The organism is Nocardia stercoris, from assembly GCF_003696265.1.
In the GTDB taxonomy this organism is placed as follows: Bacteria; Actinomycetota; Actinomycetes; order Mycobacteriales; family Mycobacteriaceae; genus Nocardia; species Nocardia stercoris.
This window is the reverse complement of the sequence record NZ_RFFH01000026.1, coordinates 37,031-61,232: the sequence shown is the minus strand read 5'-3', so window position 1 is coordinate 61,232 and position 24,202 is coordinate 37,031. Positions and strand designations below refer to the sequence as shown.

At 70.3% G+C, this 24,202-nt stretch carries 23 protein-coding genes and 1 pseudogene; 11 read left to right on the top strand and 13 right to left on the bottom strand.

The window, feature by feature from the left end; all coding sequences use genetic code 11:
• Positions 1-605: pseudogene (locus EBN03_RS35640) on the bottom strand (hypothetical protein); the annotation flags it as partial.
• 247 nt (positions 606-852) lie between these two features.
• On the opposite strand from EBN03_RS35640, the gene EBN03_RS31930 reads away from it, so the two are divergent.
• The 6 genes from EBN03_RS31930 to EBN03_RS31905 all read left to right on the top strand — a co-directional run bounded on the left by EBN03_RS31930 (position 853) and on the right by EBN03_RS31905 (position 7,111).
• Entirely contained in the window at positions 853-1,500 is a 648-nt protein-coding gene (locus EBN03_RS31930) for a PadR family transcriptional regulator (protein ID WP_122191899.1), read from the top strand.
• 45 nt (positions 1,501-1,545) lie between these two features.
• Complete coding sequence (locus EBN03_RS31925; RefSeq protein WP_122191898.1) at positions 1,546-2,574, top strand: alpha/beta fold hydrolase; 1,029 nt, start codon at positions 1,546-1,548, stop codon at positions 2,572-2,574.
• 92 nt (positions 2,575-2,666) lie between these two features.
• Positions 2,667-3,614, top strand: coding sequence for a lipase family alpha/beta hydrolase (locus tag EBN03_RS31920; RefSeq protein WP_122191906.1), 948 nt, complete (start codon positions 2,667-2,669; stop codon positions 3,612-3,614).
• 105 nt (positions 3,615-3,719) lie between these two features.
• Positions 3,720-4,301, top strand: a complete 582-nt coding sequence (gene def, locus EBN03_RS31915) for a peptide deformylase (RefSeq protein ID WP_122191897.1) — start codon at positions 3,720-3,722, stop codon at positions 4,299-4,301.
• Positions 4,301-5,224 (top strand): methionyl-tRNA formyltransferase, encoded by a 924-nt coding sequence (gene fmt, locus EBN03_RS31910; protein ID WP_122191896.1) that lies wholly within the window; start codon positions 4,301-4,303, stop codon positions 5,222-5,224. The genes def and fmt overlap by 1 nt, the downstream gene beginning before the upstream one ends.
• Positions 5,225-5,368: 144 nt before the next feature.
• Positions 5,369-7,111 carry an RsmB/NOP family class I SAM-dependent RNA methyltransferase gene (locus EBN03_RS31905; protein WP_267899324.1) on the top strand — a complete coding sequence of 581 codons (1,743 nt, stop codon included), beginning with the start codon at positions 5,369-5,371 and terminating at the stop codon, positions 7,109-7,111.
• Here EBN03_RS31905 and EBN03_RS31900 read toward each other — a convergent pair.
• From EBN03_RS31900 to EBN03_RS31870, 7 genes are read right to left on the bottom strand one after another with little or no spacing between them, the layout of a single operon-like run.
• The gene (locus EBN03_RS31900) at positions 7,083-8,168 is read right to left on the bottom strand and encodes an isopenicillin N synthase family dioxygenase (protein ID WP_122191894.1); all 1,086 of its coding nucleotides are present in this window, start codon (positions 8,166-8,168) and stop codon (positions 7,083-7,085) included. The two genes, EBN03_RS31905 and EBN03_RS31900, sit on opposite strands and share 29 nt — an antisense overlap.
• Positions 8,165-8,875 (bottom strand): hypothetical protein, encoded by a 711-nt coding sequence (locus EBN03_RS31895; protein WP_122191893.1) that lies wholly within the window; start codon positions 8,873-8,875, stop codon positions 8,165-8,167. The genes EBN03_RS31900 and EBN03_RS31895 overlap by 4 nt, the downstream gene beginning before the upstream one ends.
• Entirely contained in the window at positions 8,872-9,699 is an 828-nt protein-coding gene (locus EBN03_RS31890; protein WP_122191892.1) for an N-acyl homoserine lactonase family protein, read from the bottom strand. The genes EBN03_RS31895 and EBN03_RS31890 overlap by 4 nt, the downstream gene beginning before the upstream one ends.
• 4 nt (positions 9,700-9,703) lie before the next feature.
• Complete coding sequence (locus EBN03_RS31885) at positions 9,704-11,278, bottom strand: ABC transporter substrate-binding protein (RefSeq protein ID WP_199743059.1); 1,575 nt, start codon at positions 11,276-11,278, stop codon at positions 9,704-9,706.
• Between the two features lie 41 nt (positions 11,279-11,319).
• Positions 11,320-12,318 carry an ABC transporter permease gene (locus EBN03_RS31880; RefSeq protein WP_122191891.1) on the bottom strand — a complete coding sequence of 333 codons (999 nt, stop codon included), beginning with the start codon at positions 12,316-12,318 and terminating at the stop codon, positions 11,320-11,322.
• A 7-nt stretch (positions 12,319-12,325) separates the two neighbouring features.
• Positions 12,326-13,189 carry an ABC transporter permease gene (locus tag EBN03_RS31875; protein ID WP_122191890.1) on the bottom strand — a complete coding sequence of 288 codons (864 nt, stop codon included), beginning with the start codon at positions 13,187-13,189 and terminating at the stop codon, positions 12,326-12,328.
• 1 nt (position 13,190) lies between these two features.
• On the bottom strand, positions 13,191-15,236 hold the full coding sequence (locus EBN03_RS31870) for a dipeptide ABC transporter ATP-binding protein (protein WP_122191889.1): 2,046 nt from the start codon (positions 15,234-15,236) through the stop codon (positions 13,191-13,193).
• Positions 15,237-15,463: 227 nt separating this feature from the next.
• On the opposite strand from EBN03_RS31870, the gene EBN03_RS31865 reads away from it, so the two are divergent.
• Both EBN03_RS31865 and EBN03_RS31860 read left to right on the top strand, forming a co-directional pair.
• Complete coding sequence (locus tag EBN03_RS31865) at positions 15,464-16,165, top strand: helix-turn-helix domain-containing protein (protein WP_122191888.1); 702 nt, start codon at positions 15,464-15,466, stop codon at positions 16,163-16,165.
• An 83-nt stretch (positions 16,166-16,248) separates the two neighbouring features.
• Complete coding sequence (locus tag EBN03_RS31860; protein WP_122191887.1) at positions 16,249-16,590, top strand: MmcQ/YjbR family DNA-binding protein; 342 nt, start codon at positions 16,249-16,251, stop codon at positions 16,588-16,590.
• A 22-nt stretch (positions 16,591-16,612) separates the two neighbouring features.
• On the opposite strand, the gene EBN03_RS31855 is transcribed toward EBN03_RS31860, so the two are convergent.
• From EBN03_RS31855 to EBN03_RS31840, 4 genes are all read right to left on the bottom strand, one after another.
• Complete coding sequence (locus EBN03_RS31855; RefSeq protein ID WP_122191886.1) at positions 16,613-17,302, bottom strand: class I SAM-dependent methyltransferase; 690 nt, start codon at positions 17,300-17,302, stop codon at positions 16,613-16,615.
• A gap of 31 nt (positions 17,303-17,333) precedes the next feature.
• Complete coding sequence (locus tag EBN03_RS31850; RefSeq protein WP_199743061.1) at positions 17,334-19,400, bottom strand: NAD(+) synthase; 2,067 nt, start codon at positions 19,398-19,400, stop codon at positions 17,334-17,336.
• Positions 19,401-19,499: 99 nt separating this feature from the next.
• The gene (locus tag EBN03_RS31845; protein WP_199743060.1) at positions 19,500-20,267 is read right to left on the bottom strand and encodes an RNA polymerase sigma factor SigF; all 768 of its coding nucleotides are present in this window, start codon (positions 20,265-20,267) and stop codon (positions 19,500-19,502) included.
• Between the two features lie 149 nt (positions 20,268-20,416).
• Entirely contained in the window at positions 20,417-20,830 is a 414-nt protein-coding gene (locus EBN03_RS31840; RefSeq protein WP_233608775.1) for an ATP-binding protein, read from the bottom strand.
• Positions 20,831-20,951: 121 nt separating this feature from the next.
• Here EBN03_RS31840 and rpe point away from each other — a divergent pair, with 121 nt between their 5' ends.
• On the top strand, positions 20,952-21,614 hold the full coding sequence (gene rpe, locus EBN03_RS31835) for a ribulose-phosphate 3-epimerase (protein WP_122191903.1): 663 nt from the start codon (positions 20,952-20,954) through the stop codon (positions 21,612-21,614).
• A gap of 43 nt (positions 21,615-21,657) precedes the next feature.
• Here rpe and EBN03_RS31830 read toward each other — a convergent pair whose 3' ends face one another.
• Complete coding sequence (locus EBN03_RS31830) at positions 21,658-21,993, bottom strand: hypothetical protein (protein ID WP_233608774.1); 336 nt, start codon at positions 21,991-21,993, stop codon at positions 21,658-21,660.
• Positions 21,994-22,616: 623 nt separating this feature from the next.
• Between EBN03_RS31830 and EBN03_RS31825 the strand changes: the two genes are divergently transcribed.
• Together EBN03_RS31825 and EBN03_RS31820 are read left to right on the top strand one after the other, a co-directional pair.
• Complete coding sequence (locus EBN03_RS31825; RefSeq protein ID WP_122191882.1) at positions 22,617-23,303, top strand: type 1 glutamine amidotransferase domain-containing protein; 687 nt, start codon at positions 22,617-22,619, stop codon at positions 23,301-23,303.
• Positions 23,304-23,464: 161 nt separating this feature from the next.
• Entirely contained in the window at positions 23,465-24,091 is a 627-nt protein-coding gene (locus EBN03_RS31820) for a riboflavin synthase (RefSeq protein ID WP_122191881.1), read from the top strand.
• Positions 24,092-24,202 lie beyond the last annotated feature (111 nt).

The window sequence follows — 24,202 nt, the reverse complement described above, 5'->3', positions numbered from 1 at the left end:
CCGGTCGCGCCGCCGGTCGCGCCGCCCAGCCCTGCGCTGGCTCCGCCGGTCGCCCCGCCCAGGCCGGTGGTGGCTCCTCCGGTCGCGCCGCCGGTCGCGCCCCCCAGCCCTGCGCTGGCTCCGCCGGTCGCCCCGCCCAGGCCGGTGGTGGCTCCGCCGGTCGCCCCGCCGGTCGCCCCGCCCAGGCCGGCGTTCGCGCCACCGGTGACACCGGCACCGGTTCCCGGAGCGGTGAATCCGCCGCCGAGCCCGCCGGTGATCCCGCCGAGTGCGCCACCCAGCCCGCCGGGCAGGCTGTTGGTGATACCGCCCAGCGCGCCGCCGAGTCCGCCCGGCAGGGCGCCGGTGAGGCCGCCGAGGACCTGGCCGGGCAGGTTGGTGGCGCCGCCGAGCCCGCCGGGCAGCGGCAGTGCACCCTGCGCGTTCACGCCGGCGTTGGCGCCCCCGCCGCCGGGCAGTACGGCGGCGCCGCCGCCGGTGACGCCGTTGGGGGTCGCGTTGGCGCCGCCGGTCACGCCGGGGTCGGCGGCGGCCGTGCCCGCCAGCGCGATTCCGGCAGCGGCGAGCGCACCCAAAGCAATAGTTGCTGAGAATTTGCGAATCATCTTTAAGACTCCCGACCTGTCGATGGATGATTGACAAGGACCGGACCAGAGGTCCGATTGTCCTGACGCCCAGTCAACAGACCGGCAAGCCTGTTTGCTCGGCTGTGCGTGCCCACGTTTCGGCTGTCCCTGCCAGCTTTGCGGCAATTCGTTCTCGCTTCGTGACTCACGCCACCCTTGTCATCGACCGATTGCCGATATATCGTCGAACTGTCAAAGAACATCGAGCCTTGAAGGAGGCACGACCATGCGGAACATGGACGACATTCAGAACGGCGGCTTCGACCGCCGCCACCGCCGGGGTGGACGACCCGGCATGCACCCGGGCGAGCGCGGGCACTTCCGCCGGCACCCGCACGGTTTCGGGGAGTTCGGGCCGGACTTCGGCCGGGGCTTCGGTCCGGGCCCGGTGGGCCGCGGACGCGGGCGGGGCGGCCGCGGCCGGCGCGGCGACGTCCGGGCCGCGATCCTGCTCCTGTTGCAGGACAAGCCGATGCACGGTTACGAACTCATCCAGCAGATCCGGCAGCGCAGCGACGACGTCTGGCGCCCGAGCCCCGGCTCGGTCTATCCGGCACTCGCACAGCTCGAGGACGAGGAGCTCGTGCTCATCGAACGGATCTCCGGTCGCAAGACCGCGAAACTGACCGAGGCCGGCGCCGAATACGTGCGCACGCACGCCGACGAACTCGGCGATCCGTGGGCCGAGGTCCGCGACGGTATCGGCGATCAGGCGCTGGACCTGCGCGAACTTGTCGGGCAGCTGATGGGCGCGGTCGGGCAGGTCGCCCGGGCCGGTACACCGGAGCAGGCCGCCAAGGCCGCCGAGGTCCTCACCGAGGCCCGCCGCTCGCTCTACCGGATCCTCGCCGACGACGCGGTCACCGGCGAATAGCCGCCCCGGCGGTGTCCACGCGCCGGGACCGGGCAGAATCGGGGCATGGGTTCGCCGACGCGGTACTCCACCCGGTTCGGATTCGCTGCGGCGGTCCGGTCCGGCCTAGCCCTGGCGGGAGTGTGCGCGACCCTGGTCGCGGCCGGGCCGCTCGCCACCGCCGATCCCTACCTCGCCGGCGGCTACCCGCCTGTCGAGGTGCCGGTCGACTGGGGGCCGCCGCAACCCGGATATATGGCCGCCGCCGACTATCAGCGTGACCATCCGGACGCGGCGCCCATGGGCGCCAACGACTTCGGCTGCCGGCCGACCCCAGCACATCCCCGCCCCGTGGTCCTCGTGCACGGCACCGACGGCAGTGCGTACGCCAACTGGTCGGTGCTCGGAGCCGAGCTCAGTGCCGCCGGATTCTGTGTCTTCGCACCGAACTACGGTGGTGTCGGCGGAGACCGGCACTACGGTGTCGGCGACGTCTGGGCGTCCAGTCATCAGGTCGGGGACTTCATCACCCGCGTCCGGACCGCCACCGGCGCCGCGCAGGTCGACGTGGTCGGCTTCTCCGAAGGCGCGAGCGTCAGCCGCTATTGGATCGACAAGCTCGGCGGCGCACCCGCGGTGGACCAGTGGATCGGGCTGGCCTCCCCGAGCTACGGCGGCGACATGTACGGCCTGGTCCCGCTCGTCCGACAGAACCCGAATCTGCTGGACCTGGTGCAGGAATTCACCAATCTGGCCACCGTCCAGCAGGCCGCGGGATCGCAGTTCGTGACCGAGCTGAACGCCGGGGGCGACACCGTGCCCGGCGTCCGCTACACCACGGTCGGCAGCCGGTTCGACGAAGCCGTGCAGCCGTTCGAGAACATCGCCCTGCACGGGCCGGGCGCGGTGAATCTGGTGCTGCAGGACCTGTGCCCGCCCGATCAGACCGGTCACTTCCACATGGTGTTCGATCCGTTCGTGGCGCAACTGGTGCTGCAACTGCTCGACCCGGGCAACGCTCCCGCTCCGGTATGTCAGCCGGTTCCGTTCGGCACCGGCCTGCTGGACTCGCTGATCGCCGGACACCAGCCCTGACCGATCTGCCGATATTCCCGGCATCCCGCGTGGAATCCGGCAGAATCGGCGCAGTGAGAACGCAGTGGTGGGCCCGCAGCGGCCTGGTGGCGATGACATGCGCGGTCGTGCTGGCCGCGGCCGGTTCGGCGGACGCGAGCCCGGCGCCGGTATACCCGGCGACCGACGTGCCGACCGACTTCGGCCCGGCCCAGCCCGACCACCTCGGTGCCACAAGGTATCTCGTACAGCACCCGAACGCCGCGCCCGCGGGCACCAACGATTTCTCGTGCGTGCCCAGCGCGGAGCACCCGCGCCCGGTGGTGCTCGCGCACGGCACCGACTCGACCGCCTACGCGGACTGGTCGGCGATCGGGCCGATGCTGGCGCAGGCCGGGTTCTGTGTATTCGCCCTGAACTACGGCGGATTGGGTGAGGCCGGCCACTACGGGGTCGGTGATATCTGGGAATCCACCAGGCAGGTAGGCGATTTCGTCGATCAGGTGCTGGCGGCGACCGGTGCCCGGCAGGTCGACCTGGTCGGTTTCTCGCAGGGTGCCAGCGTGACGCGGTACTGGATCGACCAGCTGGGCGGCGCGCCGAAGGTAGGTCAGTGGGTCGGCGTCGCGTCGCCGAGCTACGGCGGCATCATGTACGGCCTGGTTCCGCTGTCCCGGGTCGTTCCCGGTTTGATGCAGGCGTTCGAGGTGGCGACCAGCCTGGCCGCGGTGCAGCAGGCCGAGGGCGCGCCGTACATGGTCCAGCTCAACGCCGGCGGCGACACCGTGCCGGGCGTGCGCTACACCACGATCGGCAGCCGGGTCGACGAGATGATCCAGCCGTTCGACAACATCGCGCTGCACGGGGCGGGCGCGACGAACCTGGTGCTGCAGGACCTGTGCCCGGCCGACCTGACCGGCCACTTCCACATGGTCTACGACCCCTACGTGCAGCAACTGGTGCTCAACACACTCGACCCCGAGCACGCGCGGACTCCCGACTGCGTGCCGGTGGCACTGGGTACCGAGATCCCGGGTGTGATTCTCGGCGCCCACAGCTGACCGGCTTCGGCCCCCGAATCTGGGTGGCACGACCGTCGGGTCCGGGTGCCCGCGCGGCGTCTGGAAAAATGAGACGACCTGTTCGTACGCCCCGGGGAGTCTGACGTGACCGTTGCGCCTGTCCGCCTGTTCGGCGACCCTGTCCTGCGCGCCCGCGCGGACGAGGTCGGCACCTTCGATCGGGACCTGCACCAGCTGGTCACCGACCTGACCGACACCATGCACGCTAGTGGTGGGATCGGCATGGCCGCGCCCCAGATCGGTGTGGGGCTGAGGGTTTTCGTGTACGACACCTCCGCGCGCGACCGGTTCGGGCAGGCGGGGCACGTGGTCAATCCGGTGGTGACGGTGCTCGGTGAGCAGCGCCAGTACGGGTTCGAGGGCTGCCTGTCGATTCCGGGTGTCCGCTACGAGGTCGACCGGGCGTTCAAGGTGCGCGTGACCGGTGTCGACATGTACGGCAAGGCGGTCGAGTTCACCGCCGAGCGCACGCTGGCGCGGGTGGCCCAGCACGAGACCGATCACCTCGACGGGGTGCTGTTCCTGGACCGGCTGGACAAGGTACAGCGCCGCTCGGCAATGAAGGACGTGCGGGAATCGGGCTGGTTCGCGGCCGGCAAGACGGTGATGACGGCCGACGAGGTCGACGACTACCGGCGCGCCGCGATCGCGGAGCGGGCTCGCTGATGCGCGTCGTTTTCGCCGGCACTCCCGACCCGGCCGTCCCGTCGCTGCGCCGCTTGATCGAATCGCCGAACCACGAGGTGGTGGCCGTGGTGACTCGGCCCGACGCGGTCTCCGGCCGTGGTCGCAAGGTCACCCGCTCGCCGATCGGCCGGCTCGCCGACGAGCACGGCATCGAGGTGCTCACCCCGCGCAGCCCGTCGGAGCCGGAGTTCCTGGACCGGTTGCGCGAGCTCGCGCCCGACTGCTGCCCGGTCGTCGCCTACGGCGCGCTGCTGCGGCAGGAGGCGCTCGACATTCCGGTGCACGGCTGGGTGAACCTGCACTTCTCGCTGCTGCCCGCCTGGCGCGGTGCCGCGCCGGTACAGGCCGCCATCCTGGCCGGCGACGAAATCACCGGTGCCTCGACGTTTCTCATCGAGACCGGATTGGACACCGGGCCGGTGTTCGGTGTCGTGACCGAGACCGTGAAAACCGGTGATACCTCGGGTGACCTGCTGGGGCGGCTCGCGGAAACCGGTGCGCAGCTGCTGGAGTCGACCCTGGACGGGATCGCCGCGGGCGCGCTGGTGGCCGTGCCGCAGAGCACCGAGGGCGTGTCCTACGCGCCCAAGATCGAGGCCGAGGAGGGCCGGGTCCGCTGGGACGAGCCGGCTCTCGCGATCGACCGCCGCATCCGCGCGGTCACCCCGGCGCCCGGCGCGTGGACCGAGATCGACGGTAAGCGAGTGAAATTGGGGCCCGTGGAGCTGACGGACGAGGTGCTGCCCGCGCATGCGATCGAGGTGCGCAAGTCGGGAGTGTTCGTCGGTACCGGGACGACCGCGGTTCGGCTGCTGCAGTTGCAGCCGCAGGGAAAGAAGATGATGAACGCACTGGACTGGGCACGCGGTGCCCGGCTGGAGCCCGGCGCGGTGGCGGAGTGAGCCGAGCGGCGATGTGCGGTGCTGCCGACCGGCCCCAGCCGGCGCGTGGTGTGGCGACGAGCGGCCGGGAAAGCTCACTCGGACAGGGTGATTCGTGTACAGCCCACGGTGCGGGCACGGTGGCGCGATGAGTGAGGTGCAGCGATGAGTCGCGAGGAAAGTTCACGCGGGCAAGGGGATTCGCGTCGGCGCGGCGCCGCGGAGGGGCGGCCCGAACGCAACGGTGCCGGGCGGGCCGACCGGCGTCCCGCCGGCAGCGGCGGTGCCGGGCGCGAAGGCCGGGCGGGTGGTCCGCGCGGCGCTTCGGGCGACAAGCGCGGATCCGGCGGCGGCCGTGCCGGTGCGGCCGGTGATCGGGGCGCGTCTACCGGGCGGTCCGGCGCCTCGGGCGGCCGGGGCGATGGTGGTCGTGCCGGTTCCGGCGGTGGTGAGCGCGGATCAACCCGAGGCGCAACGGGTTCCGGTGGCGGGAAGCGGCACGGCGGTGCCGGTGGCGGCCGGTCCGGCGGTGACCAGCGCCAGCGGCACGGCGGTCCAGCCCGGTCCGCTGGCAGTGGTGTCGATCCGGCCCGCGAGGCCGCACTCGAGGTGCTGCGCGCGGTCCGGGAGCGCGACGCGTACGCGAACCTGGTGTTGCCGGCGCTGTTGCGGGAACGCAAGATCAGCGGCCGCGACGCCGCCTTCGCCACCGAACTGACCTACGGCGCCTGCCGGTCGCTGGGCATTCTCGACGAGATCATCGGCGAGTGCGCGGGACGCTCGCTGCACGACATCGACGGCCCGGTCCTGGATGTGCTGCGGCTCGGCGTGTATCAGCTGCTGCGGACCCGGGTCGGCGCGCACGCCGCCGTCGACACCTCGGTGCGGCTCGCCACCGCCGAATTCGGTCCCGGCCGTGCGGGATTCGTCAACGCCGTGCTGCGCCGGGCCAGCGAACGCGACGCCGAGGGCTGGGTGGAGTTGCTGGCGCCCGCGGATCCGGTGGGGCACTTGGCCTTCGAGTTCGCGCACCCGATCTGGATCGCCGACGCCTTCGCCGACGCGCTCGGTGAGCGAGCCGGTGAGCTCGGCGCGCTGCTGGCCGCCGACGACGAGCGCCCGGCCGTGCACCTGATCGCCCGGCCCGGGGATATCACCGCGGAGGAACTCGCGCTGGTCACCGGCGGCGAGGAAGGGCGTTGGTCGCCGTACGCGGTCTATCTCGACGGCGGCGATCCCGGGCAGCTGGAACCGGTCCGCGAGGGCATGGCGGCGGTGCAGGACGAGGGCAGCCAGCTGGTCGCGCTCTCGCTCACCCGGGCCCCGCTGCTGGGCCCGGACCAGGGCCGGTGGCTTGACCTGTGCGCCGGTCCGGGCGGGAAGGCCGCGCTCCTGGGCGCCCTGGCCGAGATCGACGGTTTCCACGTCGACGCGGTCGAACCGTCCGAACACCGGGCGGAACTGGTCCGCAAGACCACCCGCAACGCCCCGGTCACGGTGCACGTCGTCGACGGCCGCGACAGTGGCCTGACTCCCGGCTACGACCGAATCCTGGTCGACGCCCCGTGCAGCGGGCTGGGCGCACTGCGCCGCCGCCCCGAGGCACGCTGGCGCCGCACCCCGGACGACGTTCGCGAACTCACGGTGTTGCAGCGCGAGTTGCTCAGTGCCGCTTGGGAACTCGTGCGTCCCGGTGGCGTCGTCGTCTACTCGACCTGCTCGCCGCACCTGGCGGAGACGGTCTCCGTGGTCGCCGACTTCGTCCGCCACTGCGGCGCCGAACAGCTCGACACCCGCGAATTGCTGCCCGGGGTAACGGATCTGGGCGAGGGCCCGAGCGCCCAGCTGTGGCCGCACCGGCACGGCACCGACGCCATGTTCATGGCAGCGCTGCGGAAGCCTCGGTAGGGGCGAACCCGCCAGCGGGCGGCTGCAGCCGGGCGCCCTGGCCGAACGTGCCGACTCCGACCGAGCCGTCCGGCAGCACCAGCTCGCCGGACTCGAGCCGTTTCCGCAGGTAAGCGAAGATCTGGGCGGTCTGGGCGAACAGGTGCTCGCCCGCGCGCAGGGGCGCCCGGCGCGGACCGTCCGTGTCGGCGAACTGGGGGAGCGGTGCGACGACGGTGTCGTAGTCGACGTTGAAGAACAGCGGGAACGAGTACCGCTCCTCGGTCACCTTGCGGACCCGGTGGGTGGTGGCGACGAACTCGCCGTTGGTCCACAGCTCCAGCATGTCGCCGACGTTGATCACGAACGTGTCGGGAAGCGGCGGCACGTCGATCCACTCGCCGGCGCCGTTGAGCACCTCGAGGCCGGGCGCGGTGGGTTTGAGCAGGGTGAAACACTCGAAATCGGTGTGGGCGCCGATGCCCTGGACGTCCTCGGCGGCGGGGTCCTCCCAATAGTGGATCAGGCGCAGCTGACTCGGGGTCTTCGTGGCGAACCGCAGGAACGTGTCCGGATCTTCGCCGAGCGCGATCGCGAAGGCCCCCAACAGGTCCCGGCCGATCGCGAGCACGGCCTGGTAGTAGGCGGTGACCGCCTCGGCGAAGCCGGGCAGCTCGGGCCACACATTGGGCCCGAGCATCGGATTACCGGCCAGGTGGTCCGGATCGTCGGCCGGCAGATCCAGCGCGGTGTCGAAGGCCTCCTTCAGATCCGGCTTGCTGCCGGGGCTGTGATCGCCCTCCTCCCCGGTGGGCACGTAGCCACGGTGGCAGCTGGACAGCCCGATATAGGAGGCCATCTTGCGGTCCAGCGGCAGGGCGAAGAACTCCTCGGTGGCGGCCAGCATGGTGTCGAACAGCGCCGGGTCCAGCCCGGTGCCGCTGATGTAGAAGAAGCCGACTTCGCGTGCGGCCCGGCCGATCTCGGCGGCCACCGCGGCTCGGTCGGCGGGTTCGCCGGAGCGCAGGCCGGAGATGTCGACGACGGGGACGGAGGTGAACGAGGTGAGTCCGCTCATAGCGTGGGATCTCCTTCGGTGTCGATGACCTGCCAGCGGCGCACACAGCCGTGGCCGTCGCGGTCGAGGTCGTGAGTGTGTACCGCCCCGTCGGCTCGGAACGGATCCAGGTGATCGCCTTCTCGCCAGGGCAGTGCGGAGTCGGTGATCGTCCAGGTGTCGCCGGTGACGGTGCCGAGGGCCAGTTCAACGAGCCCGGCGCTGCGGGCGGCCCACCCGAACCGGTCCCCGGCCCGCAGCAGCAGGGCGGTTCCGGAGCCGTCCTCGCCGGTGAGTTCCAGTGCCCAGCAGGGTGATCCGGGTTCGAGAGGGCTGTGCGTCCAGTGTTCGACGTAGTCCGCGTGGATCCCGGTCTCGACGATGACCGCGCCCTCGCGCCGCATCCGCCCCTCGTCCGGGTGCGGCCCGGGCGGTTGTAGGGCCAGTTGTCGTCCCCAGTGGAAGCGGTCGCCGTCCCGGGTGAGCAGACCGGCGAAACCGTCCTGGGCGTCGAGCCAGTCGCGGTGCGCCGCAGGCAGATCCGCCAGCCCGGCGGCGCCGCGCAGGTCGGCGAAGCCGGGGCGGCGGGCCGGCCGGCGGAGGTCGACGAACCGGGAGTTCGCTTGCAGCCAGCGCACATCGGTGGTGGTGTCGGTGGCGCCACCGGGCTCGATCAGCAGGGTCCGCTGCCACAGGCCCGCGCAGTCCAGCGTCTCGATGCTCGTCATTGCCCGAACCGCTCACGAAAGTGTTCGGTCCAATACGGCCAGGCGTGCGGATCGTGGCCGGGGATCAGGGGGTAGCCGTGGTCGGCGGCGAGTTTCTTGAGCCGCCGAATGGGTTCCACCGTCTCCTGGGCCTCGACGCCGATGTAACCGCCGATGGCGAGCTCGTGCTCGATGTTCTCGGTGAGGTCGGCCGCGTCGAAGGCGAAGACGAAACCGCCACCGCCCACCGACTCGTCGAGTTCCACCACGAAACTCTGGTGGCCCGGAGTGTGACCGTAGGTGGGCACGGCCCGTACTCCGGGAGCGATCTCGGCGTCCCCGTCGGCGAGCCGCCAGTCGATGCGCGGATCGTCGAAGTCGATCCGCGCCATGGCGTGGTGCTCGGGATCGGGATGGTTGGACAACCCGTACTCCAGCTCCCGGCGCTGGGCGTGCACCGGGACCCGGCCGGCGAACAGTTTGAGCCCGCCCGCGTGGTCGTGGTGCAGATGGCTGACCGCCACCGTGTGGATGTCGTCGATGTCGATCCCGATGTCGTGCAACGACTCTTCGATCGGCTCGCCGGGGCCGGGCAGCACCGGAATGTACTCGATATTGGGATAGAACCGGCGGTACAGGGCGGGATCGCGGATGAGGGCGGTGTTGAATCCGGTGTCCAGCAGGACCCAGCCGCCGTTGGTCTGGATCAGCACACCGGGGGTAGGCTCCCGCAACCGCTCGTGCGGCGCGGCACCGTGTACCGAAATGGCCTTGGGCAGTTCCTCATAGCCGAGGGTCAGCAGGACGATCCGCCGGGCACCCGCCGGCCGCACGAGTGTCGTCATCGGGTCACCCGACCGAGAGCGAGGCCAGCCGAAGCGTGTTCGGCTCGGAGACGATGTGCGATTCCGCGACGCCCTTCAACCACGGCTGCGCGACCATGAAGTCGTCGATGTCGACCATGTTCAGCCAGCATCCGGTCGCCGACGCCTTCTCGGCGGCGTCGGAGAACGCCCGATCGGCGCCGCTCGCCTTCCCGGTGTTCAGTGCCGCGGTGACATCCGGTGCGGCACAACCGAAGTAGTTCAGGCCACCGTCCGGGTCGAAACTGATGTGCCCCCACGTGTAGGGCGAGGGCGCGTCCGGCCAGCCGGCCAGCGCCAGCATGTCCGGGGCCTGCGCCGCGTCGGTGCCGATCCAGGAGTAGATCTGCGCGGTGGGGTATCCCTGGACGGTCGCGGTGATACCGACGGTGGCGAGCTGGGCCTGGATCAGATTGCCCACCAACAGGTTATCGGGGTTACTGGAGTCGTAGCCGATGGTGATCGACTTCTTGTCCGCGGGCAGCGTCGCGGCGAGTTTCGTGAGCGCGGCGGTGTCGTGCGGGATCTGCTGCTGGGCGAACTCCGGGCCGATCATGTTGGGCGGGTAGATCTGTGGGGCCACCTTGCCGCGTCCAGAGAACGCCTGCTGGACCAGTTGTGCCACGTCGATCGCCTGCTGGGTGGCCTGGCGGGCCGCCTGGTCGGCGAACAACCCATGATGCGGGTTCAGGTACAGGTAGTCCGACATCATCGACGGCAGTGAGTAGTTCGAATACTTGGTGTTGCCGATGTAGGAAGCGACCGCCGAGGACGGCAGGTCGTGCATGATCGCGGCGAGCCCGCCGTTGTCGAACTGCAGCTGCTGCGCGGAGGTGTCGGTGATCACCGGCAGGTCGACGGTGGTGAAATACGGTTTGTTGCCCCAATATCCGGGATAGGCGGCCAGACCGTAGTGGGCGCCGACCCGGGCGTCGGTGAGGGTGTAGGGGCCGGTGCCGAGATCGTGGGTGGTCAGGTAGGTCTGGTCGTTGTCGGTTCCGGCGTTGGCGGCCAGGCCGGTGGGGCTCATCATGCGCGGGCCGTAGGGCGAGGCGAGGTAGTCGAGGAAGGCCGAATTGGGGGACTTCAGCGTGATGGTGACGCCGAAATCGCCTTGGGTGGTAACGGAATCGACCTCCGAGACCATGTAGGCCGGGCCCTGGTTCACCGCGAGCCGGCGATCGAACGACGCCTTCACCGCGGCGGCGGTGAACGGGGTGCCGTCGTGGAAGGTGACGCCTTGGCGCAGCTGGAAGGTGAACACCCTGTTGTCCGGGGAAGCCGTCCAGGAGGTGGCGAGCAGTGGCTGTAGCTGCACCTTGTCGGTGCCGGGGGCGAACTGCAGCAGACCCTCGTAGGTGTTGGTGGTGAGCAGCAGACCCTGCGCCGCGTAGAACACGTCCGGGTCCGGTGGCTGCCCCGGGTCCTGCAGGAACGACAGGTGCAGGGTGTGGTCGGTCGGGGCGGCGTTGGGGGTGTTGTTGCCGCCGCACGCGGTCGCGGCCAGCATCAGCGCTGTCCCGATCACGAGGGCACCGAGGTGACGGCGGGGGATTCTCATAGGGGCTCCTGAGGGGTCGAGGCGGAGACGGAGGAAGGGGGCTAAGTGGCGGCGATGCGCGGGTCGGCGGCGGCCTGCAGTAGGTCCACGACCGTGTTCAGGACGACATAGAACGCGCCGAGCAGCAGTGCGACGCCCGCGACCGCGGGGAAGTCGGCGACCGGGATGCTCTGCGCGACATACTGTCCGAGCCCCGGCCAACCGAAGACCTGCTCGACGACCAGGACGCCGGAGAACATCAACCCGACCTGCAGACCGGTCATCGACAGTGCCGACCCGACGCAGTTGCGCAGCACGTGCCGCACCAGTACCCGGGCGGGGGTGAGGCCCTTGGCGGTCGCGGTCCGGGCGTAGTCGCTGTCGATATCGTCGAGCAGGCTGGACCGCAGCACGCGGCCGATCGCCACGGCCGGCCCGATCGCGACCGCGGTCGCGGGCAGCACCAGGTGGCGCAGCGCGTCGCCGATCACGTCGAACCGGCCGGCCAGTAGCCCGTCGACGGTCAACAGTCCGGTCGGGCCGGTCGGCGCCCCGGCCAGCGAACTGCGGCCGTTGGCGGGCAGCCAGCCGAGCTGCTGGTAGAACACGATGAGCCCGACGATGCCGAGCAGGAACAGGGGAGTGGAGGCACCCAGGAACAGCGCCGCTCGCAGCAGCCGCGCACCCGGCCACCTCAGGGTGGTGCCCAGCGCCAGCAACACCGCGAGCACGAGGGCGATCAGGATGCCGTAGAGCGCGAGTTCCGCGGTGGCCGGCACATAGCTGGCCAGGTCGGTTCCGACCGGCCGGCGCGTACGGTAGGAGACCCCGAAGTCGCCGTGCGCGGCGCCGAGCAGATAGTGCCAGAACTGCACCAGGATCGGCTGATCCAGGCCCAGGACGTGGCGCCGGGCGGTGATCGCCTCCCGGGAAGCCTGCGCGCCCAGCTGGGCGTGGACCGGATCCAGCGGCGAGATCCGTTGCAGCGCGAACATGACGGCGGTGAGACCGACCAGGATGGCCAGCATCGACGCGATCCGCGACAGGACGAAGGTACGCATCGGACTCCTATCGGGTCTTGACGAGATTGCGCAGGCAGTCGCCGGCGACATTGCCGACCAGGGCGAGCAGCCCGACCGCGATGCCGGGCATCACCGGCAGCCACCACTGCTGCAGGAAATAGGTGAGGTTGCGGGCGGCGTCGGCGCCGAGTTCCGGTGCGGGAGCGGCCTGTCCGAGCCCGAGGAACGACAGCGAGGCCAGGGTGAGGATCAGGGTGCCGAGGTCCATGCTCGCCGCGACCAAGGCGCTGGGAACCGCACCGGGCAGCAGGTGCCGCACCGCCCGCCGGATCGGTCCGGTTCCGGCGAGTTTCGCGGCCTCGAGGTGCGGCCGGGCCGCGAGCCGGGCGACATCGCCACGGACCAGCCGTGCGTAGAACGGCCACCAGACGATCGAGACGGCCACGAGCGTGTGCGCGAATCCGGGGCCCAGCGCGGCCACCAGGGCCACCGCCAGTACCGGCGCGGGCAGGGCCAGGAAGGCGTCGGTGATCCGCATCAGCACCGCGTCCACCCACCCGCCGGCCGCACCGGCGATGAGCCCGATCAGCCCGCCGATCAGCAGTCCGCCGGCGACCACGGCGAGGGCGGCGAACCAGCTGGCGCGCATGCCGTACAGGACTCGGCTGAGGATGTCGCGGCCGATGCTGTCGGAGCCGAGCAGGAAGCCGTCGGTGCCCGGCGCCCGCAGCGGGGCGCCGGCGGGCACCAGCGGGGCGTGCGGGGCCAGCAGCGGCACCGCCAGCGCGATCACGGTCACCAGCAGCGGGAGCGAAACTCCCAGCCAGTTCAGCAGTTCGGTGCGGGACGCGGGCAGGGCCGCGGCCAGCCGATCGCGGGTGATGCCCCCGCCGGGCACGGTGACAGCCATCTCAGCTCGCCTTTCGTTGGATGCACGCCACCTGGTGCGTGCTGCCGGGCCGTCCCTCGGTGCGGACGTCCAGCAGTGGGTCCGCGCAGGCCGCGATCGCGATCGGGCAACGGGGGTGGAAAGCGCAGCCGGTGGGTGGATCCAGTGGGCTCGCCGGTTCACCGGCGGTGGGGGCCGGCTCCTTGCCGAGTTCGGGGACCGAGGCGATCAGCGCCGCGGTGTACGGGTGCGCCGGGGCGGCGACCACTTGGTCGGCCGGTCCGATCTCGACGATCCGGCCCAGGTACATGACCGCGATCCGATCGGCCACGACGCGCGCCACCGCGAGGTCGTGGGTCACGAAAACCACCGACATGCCCAGCTCCGCACGCAGTTCGGCGATCAGGTTCAGCACGGACGCCGCGAGCGACACGTCCAGGGCGCTGGTGGGTTCGTCGCACAGCAGGATCGAGGGTGGTACGACGGTGGCGCGCGCCAGCGAGACCCGTTGGCGCTGACCGCCGGACAGCCGGGCGGGCCGGGCCCGGGCGACCTCGGGTGGTAACCCGACCCGGCGCAGGGACTCGAGCACCGCAGCCCGGCGTTCGGTGCGGCTCGCGCCGGTGCCGCGCAGTCGCTCGGAGATCAACTCGCCCACCGACATCCACGGTGTCAGGGAGGCGCCGGCGTCCTGGAAGACCAGCTGCGGTCGCCCCGCGACGGAGACCGTGCCACCGGACTCCCGTTCCAGCCCGGCGATGATCCGCAGCAGCGTCGACTTCCCGCAGCCGCTCTCGCCGACGATGGCCAGCGATTCACCCGGGGCCACGGTGAGCGAGACCCGGCGCAGGGCGTGCAGTGGCTGCCGCCCGCGCAGGGCGCCGCCGGTGAAGACCTTGGTGACGTCGTGCAGCTTCGCGGCGGGCGGAATGTCCAGTGGTGCAGCGGGTTCCGGCGCGCTCGGGTCCGAGGTCGGTCGGGGCCGAGTCGGGTCGGCTGGGGTTTGCGGCACCGAGCTGGTCGTTCGGGCCGGATCGGTGGGCCGATCCGAAGCGGCTGCGGCCGCGCTCGCCGCGGGCGGGGGCGGGACCGGGCAGGCGCTCGTCCGATTCGCGGTGGTCGGCAGCGGATCCGGCAGGATCACAGCGCAGGTGTCGACCGCCCGTTCGCAGCGCGGGGCGAAGGCGCACCCGGGTAGCGGGGTGACCGGGCTCGGGACCGCGCCGGCCAGCGCCGGTAGCGGCTCCCCGCGGGGGGTGTCCAGGGTGAGCCGCGAACGCAGCAGGCCGACGGTGTAGGGGTGGGCCGGGTCGGTGAGCACCGCTGCGGCGGGCCCGATCTCGGCGATGCGGCCCGCGTAGAGGACGGCGATCCGGTCGGCGATCTGCCCGGCGACGCCGAGGTCGTGGGTGATGAGCAGGATGCCGCAGCCGAGGGTGTCACAGATGCCGCGTAACAAAGCCAGCACCTGCGCTTGCACGGTGACGTCGAGGGCGGTGGTCGGCTCGTCGGCCACGATCAGTTCGGGGTCCCCGGCGATCGCCATCGCGATCATCACCCGTTGGCGCAGCCCGCCGGAGAGCTGATGGGGAAAGCTGCGCATCCGGCGCGCCGGGTCGGGGATGCCGACCGCGGCGAGCAGGCGTTCGGCTTCCGCGCTGCTGCCGGCTGCCTCGGTGACTTGGGCGCCGATCCGCATGGTCGGGTTCAGCGAGGTCATCGGATCCTGGAACACCGCACCCAGATCGAGTCTGCGCACCCGACGCAGGGCGGCCGGGTCGCCGCCGAGCATGTCGGTTCCGGTGACCCGGACCGTGCCGGTGGCGGTGGCAGCCGGCAGCAGTCCGAGCAGGGCCGTGCCGAGCACGCTCTTGCCCGACCCGGATTCGCCCACCAGGCCGAGGATCTCGCCGCGGCGCACCGTCAGCGTGACACCGCGCAGGGCGTGGACGTCGCGGCGGTCCCGCCGGAACGTCACCCGTAGATCCGTCACGGCCGCAACCTGTTCGGACCCCGGTGTATCCGCGGCGACGGAGAACCGCTCGGTATCGGTTGTCGCAGTGCTCATCTCGTGCTCCGGCAATTGATGGATGCGGCCGGTGCGTTCCGGGCCACCCTGTCGATTGACAGTTTTTCCCGCTGTGTGTCCGATTCGGTGACGTACGGGTGTCGATCGTGCTGCGCCGGGTAACTTCTGGTTTGCGGATGTTTCTGTCGGGTGACAGAAATCTGTTCCGGTGCCGGATCGCCTGGTCACGGCGGCGCGCACCGGCATCGCCGGGTTAGTTTGATGCCATGACCGCAGGTGCTGAGACGACAGGGGTGGGCCCGGGCCGGCCCCGGCTCGAGCAGCGGCGCCGACAGGGGCGAACCGCCCGGGCGGAAATCCTGGACGCGGCGGCGGAACTGTTCACCGCCAACGGCTACGGCAACACCTCGACCCGGGCGGTGGCCGACGCGGTCGGTATTCGCCAGGCTTCGCTGTACCACCACTTCGCGGCCAAGGAAGATATTCTCGACGCGCTGCTGGCCGAAACCGTTGCGGTACCGGCGCCGCTGGCGGAGCGGCTGCGCACCGAAGCGGTTCCCGCCGTGGTCCGGCTGTACGCGCTGGCCTGGTACGACGTGTGGCAGTTGTGTGCCGCCCGCTGGAACACCGCCGCGCTGTACGCGATCCCGGAGCTGCGCACCGAACGCTTCCGCCGTTTCCGGCTGCGCCGCGACGAATTGCGCAGGCAGTACGAGACATTGGCCGCCGCGACGGTGGACCGATCCGGGGCGACCGGCGTGTCCGCCGCGATCGTGCTGCCGTTCCGGCTCGTGGAGACCGTCGTCGACATCCGTTCGGACGAGGGCGACGCGCCGGAGTGGGCGGTGCGGGCGATCCCCGACGCGATCATCCGTATGCTGGGCCGGCCCGGCGAACTCGCGGAGGTGCGGGCGCAGGCGCGGGCGTTCCTTTCGGCCTGCGGCATCGAATTCTCCGATGGCGCATGATATTTCGGCGCGGCGGTTGGGCCGGGGTCGGCGGCGGGCCGCCGGCCGGTCGGCCTGTCCGACCCGGCTGGCACTATCGGGGGATGAGTGTCACCGCCGAAGCCGTTCGCTCGCTGGCTCTGTCGCTACCGGAGACCTCGGAGCAGTTCGCCTGGGGGATGCCGATCTTCCGCGTGGCGGGCAAGCTGTTTCTGACCCTGCCGGAGGACGAGACCTCGATGGCGGTGCGCTGCCCGATCCTCGACCGGGACGAACTGGTGGTCGCCGAGCCGGAGAAATTCTGGATCGCCGCGCACGAGGCGAACAACGCGTGGGTGCGGGTGCGGTTGGCGGCGCTGGACGACGCGGACGAGCTGGCCGCCATCGTGCTCGACTCCTGGCGCCTGGCCGCACCCGGCCGCCTGGCCGACGGCGCCGCCGAATGAGTGCCGCCGCCCTGTCGCCGTCCTAGCGGTGGGCCGAGAGCAGCCAGGCGGGCAGCGTGATGCGATCGCCCGACACCCGTTCGATCCCGGCGAACTTCGGGGCGTTCGGTGAATCCAGGACGGCCGCACTGAAATTGGCGTGGATCCGGGCCGGCCGGATCTCGTCGATCGTCCAGTACGGCGCGACGGCCGCACGCAACTCCTCGGCGGTGACCGGGTTCGGGCCGGGGCCGGTGGGGTCCGGCAGCGCGGCCCGGTCGAAGACCAGCGCGTAGTAGTGGGCGCCCGGCGCGGCGGCCCGCAGGATCGACTCCTGGTAGCCCTTGCGCGCCTCGACCGGGATGGAGTGGAACAGCGTGCTGTCGACGATGGTGTCGAAGCGGCCGTCGTAACCGGTGAAATCGCTGATGTCGGCGACCTCGAACGAGGCCGTGGTCAGGCCGCGGCGGGCGGCCTCGGCCCGGGCCAGCTCGATCGCGGTGGGGGAGAGGTCCAGGCCCACGGTGGTGAAACCGCGGCCGGCCAGCTCCAGTGACAACGCGGCCTCCCCGCACCCGACATCGAGGACCTCGCCGCGGATCGCGCCCTGCTCGATGAGGGCGGCGAGCTCTGGCTGCGGTTCACCGATACTCCACGGTGCGGCGGCGCCCGGCCCGAGTGGGCTGGTACCGCGATAGACGTCGTCGAAATCCAGCATCCCGGGATCCGTCATGGGACCAGGTAAGCACTCGACCCGGCGGCGGTCAACGCTCCGGCGTGTCGGGCACGTTGCGTTCCAGCTCGTCCAGCCAGGCCGTCGCCACCGCGTCGCTGGGCGCCCGCCAGTCACCGCGCGGCGACAGCGAACCACCCGAACCGACCTTCGGGGCATTGGGCAGTGCGGACCGCTTGAACTGACTGGTCTGGATGAACCGCCGCAGCAGCACCGCCAGCCAGTGCTTGATGGTCGCCAGGTCGTATTCGTGGTGGTCCTGCTCGGGCAGCAGGTCCGGCCACGAGCCGCGGGAGCGGTCCGACCAGGTCCGGTAGGCCAGGTAGGCGATGCGGCTGGGCAGATAGCCGAACCGCAGCAGGAAGTACAGGTGGAAGTCCTGCAGTTCGTACGGGCCGACCGTGGCCTCCGAACTCTGGCCGGGCTGATCGCCGTCCCCGTCGGTCGGGATCAGCTCGGGGGAGATCTCGGTGGCCAGGATCGACGACAGCACCACACCCGCCTCCGGGCCCAGCTCACCGGTCCGCACAGACCAGGCGATGAGGTACTTGATCAGTGTCTTGGGCACCGAGGCGTTGACGCTGTAGTGCGACATATGATCGCCGACACCGTAGGTGCACCAGCCCAGCGCGAGCTCCGAGAGGTCCCCGGTGCCGATCACGATGGCGTTGTGGTGGTTGGCCAGCCGGAACAGGTGCGAGGTGCGCTCCCCGGCCTGCACGTTCTCGAAGGTGACGTCGTACTGCGGAACCCCGTCCGCCGCAGGGTGTCCCAGGTCCCGCAGCATCTGCAGGCAGGACGGCCGGATGTCGATCTCGTGCGCGGTGACGCCGAGCGCGGCCATCAGCCGATGCGCGTCGCCCAGCGTGCGCGAACTGGTCGCGAAGCCGGGCATGGTGTAGGCCAGCACATTCGAGCGCGGCAAGCGCAGCCGGTCCATGGTCTGCACCGCCACGATCAGCGCGACCGTGGAGTCCAGGCCGCCGGACACCCCGATCACCACCCGCTGTGAGCCGGTCGCCGCCAGCCGGGTGGCCAGGCCCTCGACCTGGATGTGGTGCACCTCGGCGCACCGGCGGTCGCGGACCGCCGGATCGGCGGGAACGTATGGGAAGCGCTGGAATTCGCGTTGCAGCGGCACGGCGTGCGCCGGGACCGGCAGCCGCACCGAGATCCGCCGGAACTGCCGCAGCCGGTCCTGGTGGTCGTGCACCGTGTCGTTGAAGCTGGTCATCCGCATGCGGTCCGCGGCGAGTCGTTGCAGATCGACATCAGCGGTCACCAGCTGCGGGTGGTCGGCGAAACGTTCACCCTCGGCGAGGATCTGACCGTTCTCGGCGACCAGCGCCTGCCCGTCCCAGGCCATGTCGGTGGTCGATTCCCCGTTCCCGGCCGCGGAATACAGGTAGGCGGCCAGATAGCGCGCGGAATGCGAGGCGCACAGCTCGCGCCGGTAGTCGGCCTTGCCGACGACGATATTGCTGGCCGACAGGTTCACCAGCACCGTGGCCCCGGCCAGTGCGGCGAAACCGCTGGGCGGCAACGGAACCCAGCCGTCCTCGCAGATCTCCAGGTGGAAGGTGAAGCCGTCCAGGTTCGCCGCCTCGAACAGCAGGTCGGCGCCGAACGGCACCTGCTGACCGGCGATGGTCACCGTGTCCGCCAAAGCCTCACGGGCGGCGGCGAACTGGCGCTTCTCGTAGAACTCGCGGTAGCTCGGCAGGTAGCTCTTCGGCGCGGCGCCCAGCACCCGGCCGTCACGAATGACGATGCCGCAGTTGAACAACCGGCCCTGCGCCCGCACCGGCGCGCCCACCACCAGCACGGTGTCGATCTCCGTGCTCTCGGCGACGATCCGCTCCAGCGCCGCGCGCACGCCGTGGTCGAGCGCGTCCTGCTGGAACAGATCGTCGGCCGTGTAACTCGACAGGCCCAGCTCGGGGAACACCGTCAACACCGCGCCCGCAGCGGCGGCCTGCCGGGCCAGGACCAGGGTCTGCTCGGCGTTGTAGGCCGGATCGGCCACCCGGACCGATGGCACCGCAACCGCCACCCGGGCGAATCCGTGCCGGTACAGCGAGTCGAACGGCAGCAAGATGTCCCCTTCGGCGTCGATGGTCGGTTTCCGAAGAGCAAATCTACCTGCCGCCGGAACCACTTCCGGTTCCGGCGGCAGCACGGCCGGCTCCGTGACCCGTTACCGCTCCGACTGTTCGCGCAACCGGGCCAGGGTCTTGGCCAGGATCCGCGACACGTGCATCTGCGAGATGCCCATCCGCTGCGCGATCTGGGTCTGGGTCATCGACTCGAAGAACCGCATGGTGAGGATGCGGCGCTCCCGTTCGGGCAGGCCGGCCAGCAACGGCCGGATCGCGATGTACTCCTCGACCCGGTCGAACTGGGATTCCTCGGCGCCCAAGGTGTCCAGCAGCGAGGCGTCGCTGTCGCGGCCGCTGGAGACGGCGTCGATGGAGGTGGGCTGGTAGGCGTTGCCCGCGATCACCGCCTGGGTCACCTCGTCGGGATCGATGTCCAGTTCGGCGGCGATCTCCTTCGCCGTGGGGGATCGGCCCAGCCGCTGCGACAGCGCGTCCACGGTGGCGCCGATGCGGAGATGGGTCTCCTTGACCCGCCGCGGCACCCGCATCGCCCAGGTGTTGTCGCGGAAGTAGCGGCGGACCTCGCCCATGATGGTCGGCACCGCGAAGGACAGGAAGTTGTTGCCGCGGCTGATGTCGAAACGGTCCACCGCGTGCAGCAGGCCCACCCGCGCGACCTGGGTCAGATCGTCGAACGGCTCGCCACGGCCGCTGAACTTGCGGGCGATGTGGTCGGCCAGCGGAATGCAGCGCTGGACCAGCTGCGCGCGCAACGCGGCCCGCGCGTCCGGCTCGGTCGTCCCGGCCAGCTTGGTGAACAGGTCCGCGACGTCGTCGTAGCCGCCGGCCGTGGTGACCGTGCGGATCTCTTCCTGGTCGAGTTCGGCGTCCTCGGATTCGGTTGCGGCCGTATCCGTTTCGTCCTGGTCGCGGACGTGGCGCGAGTCTTCGGTGTGCGGTTTTCCGGGCTCGGGTGGAACGGATGCGGCGGGCGGGAGCCCACTGTCGTCGACCACTAGATCTTCCCCCGGACCCGCCGGAACTCTACGGTGGTGGGATATCCGGCGCTGGCCTGGTCGAACGGATCCTGGGTGGCGAACACCTCGTCGGTGAGGGTCCGCAGCACATGCCAGCCGAAGCTGTGCTGATCCGGTAGTCCGGTCACGGCCGCGACCCCCGACACCCGCACCAGCAACTCCTGCTCGCCCACCACGAACCGGCAGCACAGCGTCGAATCCGGCGCCGCCAGCGCGATGAGGGTCGAGCACGCCTCGTCGACGGCCAGCCGGATATCGGCCACCTCGTCGAGAGTGAAATCGCTGAGCAGGACCAGGGTCTCGGCCAGGCCGCGCACGATGGGCAACTGCGACACCGCGGCCGCCACCCCGATCTCGACCGGCGCGCCGCGCAGTCCAGGTTCCGCCGACATGTTGATCACGCTAAGAAGGCTACCCACTTCGGGGAGCGGCAACCGTCGATCGGCCGTTCGGGCCCCCGGCTACACTGCGGCGGTGTCCACCTCGCACTCGCATTTCGACCGGCCGTCGCCGATGATCGCACCGTCCATCCTGTCCGCCGACTTCGCCCGGCTCGCAGACGAAGCCCGCGCCGTGGCGACCGCGGATTGGCTGCACGTCGATGTCATGGACAACCATTTCGTGCCGAATCTCACGCTCGGACTCCCGATCGTGGAGAGCCTGCTGAAGGCGACCGACATCCCGCTCGACTGCCACCTGATGATCGAGGACCCGGCCCGCTGGGCGCCGCCGTACGCCGAGGCCGGCGCGTACAACGTCACCTTCCACGCCGAGGCCACCGACGACCCGGTCGCGGTCGCTCGCGATATCCGCGCGGCGGGCGCGAAGGCGGGGCTGTCGGTGAAGCCGAACACCCCGATCGAGCCCTACCTGGAGATCCTCAAGCACTTCGACACGCTGCTGGTGATGAGCGTCGAACCGGGCTTCGGCGGGCAGTCGTTCATGCCGCAGGTGCTGGACAAGGCGCGCATCGTGCGCAACCTGGTCGACGCCGGTGAGCTGCGGCTGGTCGTGGAGATCGACGGTGGCATCAACATGAACACCATCGAGCAGGCCGCGGAGGCGGGCGTGGACTGCTTCGTGGCCGGTTCGGCCGTGTACGGCACCGCCGACCCGTCGGCGACCGTGGAGAAGCTGCGGCTGCTGGCCTCCGACGCCGAGAAGCGGCTGGTCTAGCCGTCCGCGCGGGTCCCGGGGCGGCGCCCCCGGGACCGGCCGGTCAGTGCATCGGGACTTTGCGGCCACAGACCGCGGTGGTGGCGATCAGGACCTCTTCCAGCGCCGGCACGGTGTCGGCGGTCTCGGGTGCCTGCACCCAGGTGCGGTAGCCGGTGCGCTCGTCGTCGGCGGACGGCAGCACCACCTGACTGCCCGGACACGCCACCGTCGCGTACAGCCGGAACAGTTCCGCGGTGACCGCCTTGGTGAGGGTGCCCGGGCGCGGCGCGAGGGTGAGGAAGGTCCAGCGGCGGGCGCGCGGATGGTGCACGACCGGCCCGGCGATTCCGGTGTCGGTGAGCCGCTGCTGCACCCGCTCGCCGAGTTCGGCCGGCATGGTGATCGCGCCGAAACGTGGGCCTATCTCCAACAAAATGTGGCGTGACGCCGGGTCGATCGATGCCGCGAGATGGAATTCGCGGCGATATTGAACACAGCGAACCTCCAGTGTCGAATCGAATAATGTCGTCACGCATACCTCTCAGGAGTGTCGGCGGGCGCGCAATGCGTACCCGTGCGGGTATCACCTCTCGGTCCGGGGAGCTGGTGGTGGCTTCTCGGCGGGTGCTCGAACTGGGACGACGGCGTGGTGCGGAATGTTCTGCACCGGACGGCGTCGGGCGGAACTCGAGCTCGGAAAAGACGACTTCGTAACAATTCTGCGGCCCACCCGGCGGCGACGCAAGCTTGTAGTGTGAGCGCGTCGTCCGGTGGGTACTACTATCCGGCCGCTACGGGCGGGATGATTACCGGAGTGGTTGCAAGCGAGGCCGATCGGGTCTCGAAAATGCACGATACGACAAATTTGTCGGAGCAGCGGTCCTGTTTACCGAATAGTTTCTCGAATGACATCGATGTATTTTCCGGTATCGATTGTGAGAACTTTTCAGGGCCCTTGACCGAAGTGCCGGTCAAGTCGCCGCACACAGCCCTCGACCATCCCGGAAGGCCGGTTTTACCATGACCAAGCGCATTCTGAACGTCGTCACCAATGTCGGGCACTACGACGACCCGTCGCATCCCACCGGCCTGTGGCTGTCCGAACTCACCCACGCCTGGCAGGTCTTCGAAGAACACGGCTTCGAACAGACCCTCGTCAGCCCCGCGGGCGGGCACGTGCCACTGGAACCGCGGTCACTGAAGTTCCCCAGTTACGGCCGGACCGCGAAGGCGTGGCGGGCCGACCCGGCGCGCATGGCACTGCTCGAGAACACCGCCGACCCCGACCACATCGACGCCGCCGACTTCGACGCCGTCTACTTCACCGGCGGCCACGCCGTGATGTACGACTTCCCCGACAGCGCCGGGCTGCAGCGCATCACCCGCGAGATCTTCGAACGCGGTGGCATCGTCGCCTCGGTCTGCCACGGCTATTGCGGACTGCTGAACACCCGCCTCTCCGATGGCTCGCTGCTCGTGGCCGACCGCAACCTCACCGGATTCGCTTGGCAGGAGGAAGTTCTCGCCCGAGTCGACAAACTCGTGCCCTACAACGCCGAGGCCGAGATGAAGAAACGCGGCGCCCACTACGAGAAGGCCATGCTGCCCTTCGTCTCCTACACCGTCGTCGACGGCAACCTGATCACCGGTCAGAACCCCGGCTCCGCCAAGGAGACTGCGCAGAAGATCGCCGCGCGGCTGAGCTAACCTGACCGGGGAAACCGGGCGAATTCGGTAGCCGGGCCCGGCCGTCGTCCGGGAACAATGCCGCGGACCGGATGGTTGGCGCACGGTGAGGGCAGCGCCCACCCGCCCGGACCAGCGAGCGCGGGCACCGGACCAGGCAGCAGAACAGGAGACGCGGGCACATGTTCACAGGGATCGTCGAGGAACTCGGCGAGATCGTCGCGGCCGAGGAGAGCAGCGACGCGGCTCGCCTCACCATTCGCGGTCCGGTGGTCGTCTCCGACGCCAAACACGGCGACTCGATCGCGGTCAACGGTGTCTGCCTGACCGTCGTGGACGTCGTGGACGGAAACGCCTTCACCACCGACGTCATGGGCGAGACGCTGAACCGGTCCAGCATCGGCGGGCTCGGTGTCGGCGCCCGCGTCAACCTCGAGCGCGCGGCCGCGGTGGACAGCCGGCTCGGCGGTCACATCGTGCAGGGACACGTCGACGGCACCGGGACCGTGCTGTCCCGCTCCCCGCAGGACAAGTGGGAGGTGGTCCGGGTCTCGCTGCCCGACCGGCTGGCCCGCTACGTCGTCGAGAAGGGCTCGATCACCGTCGACGGCATCTCGCTCACGGTCTCCGGCCTCGGTGCCGAGCCCGGGCAGGGGGACTGGTTCGAGGTATCGCTGATCCCGACCACCCAGGAACTCACCACCCTCGGCGCCTCGCCGGTGGGGACGGTCGTCAACCTGGAAGTCGACATCATCGCCAAGTACGTCGAGCGGCTGCAGCAGCGCGGCGGAGACGCCACCCAGCAGTAGCGCACGGACGCGTCCGGCCACTGGGCGGGACGCGCCCGGCAGTAGGGCAGTGGTGCCGCCCGACAATAGGGCGAACGGCACGCCGTACTGTAGGAACAGCCGATTCGAGAT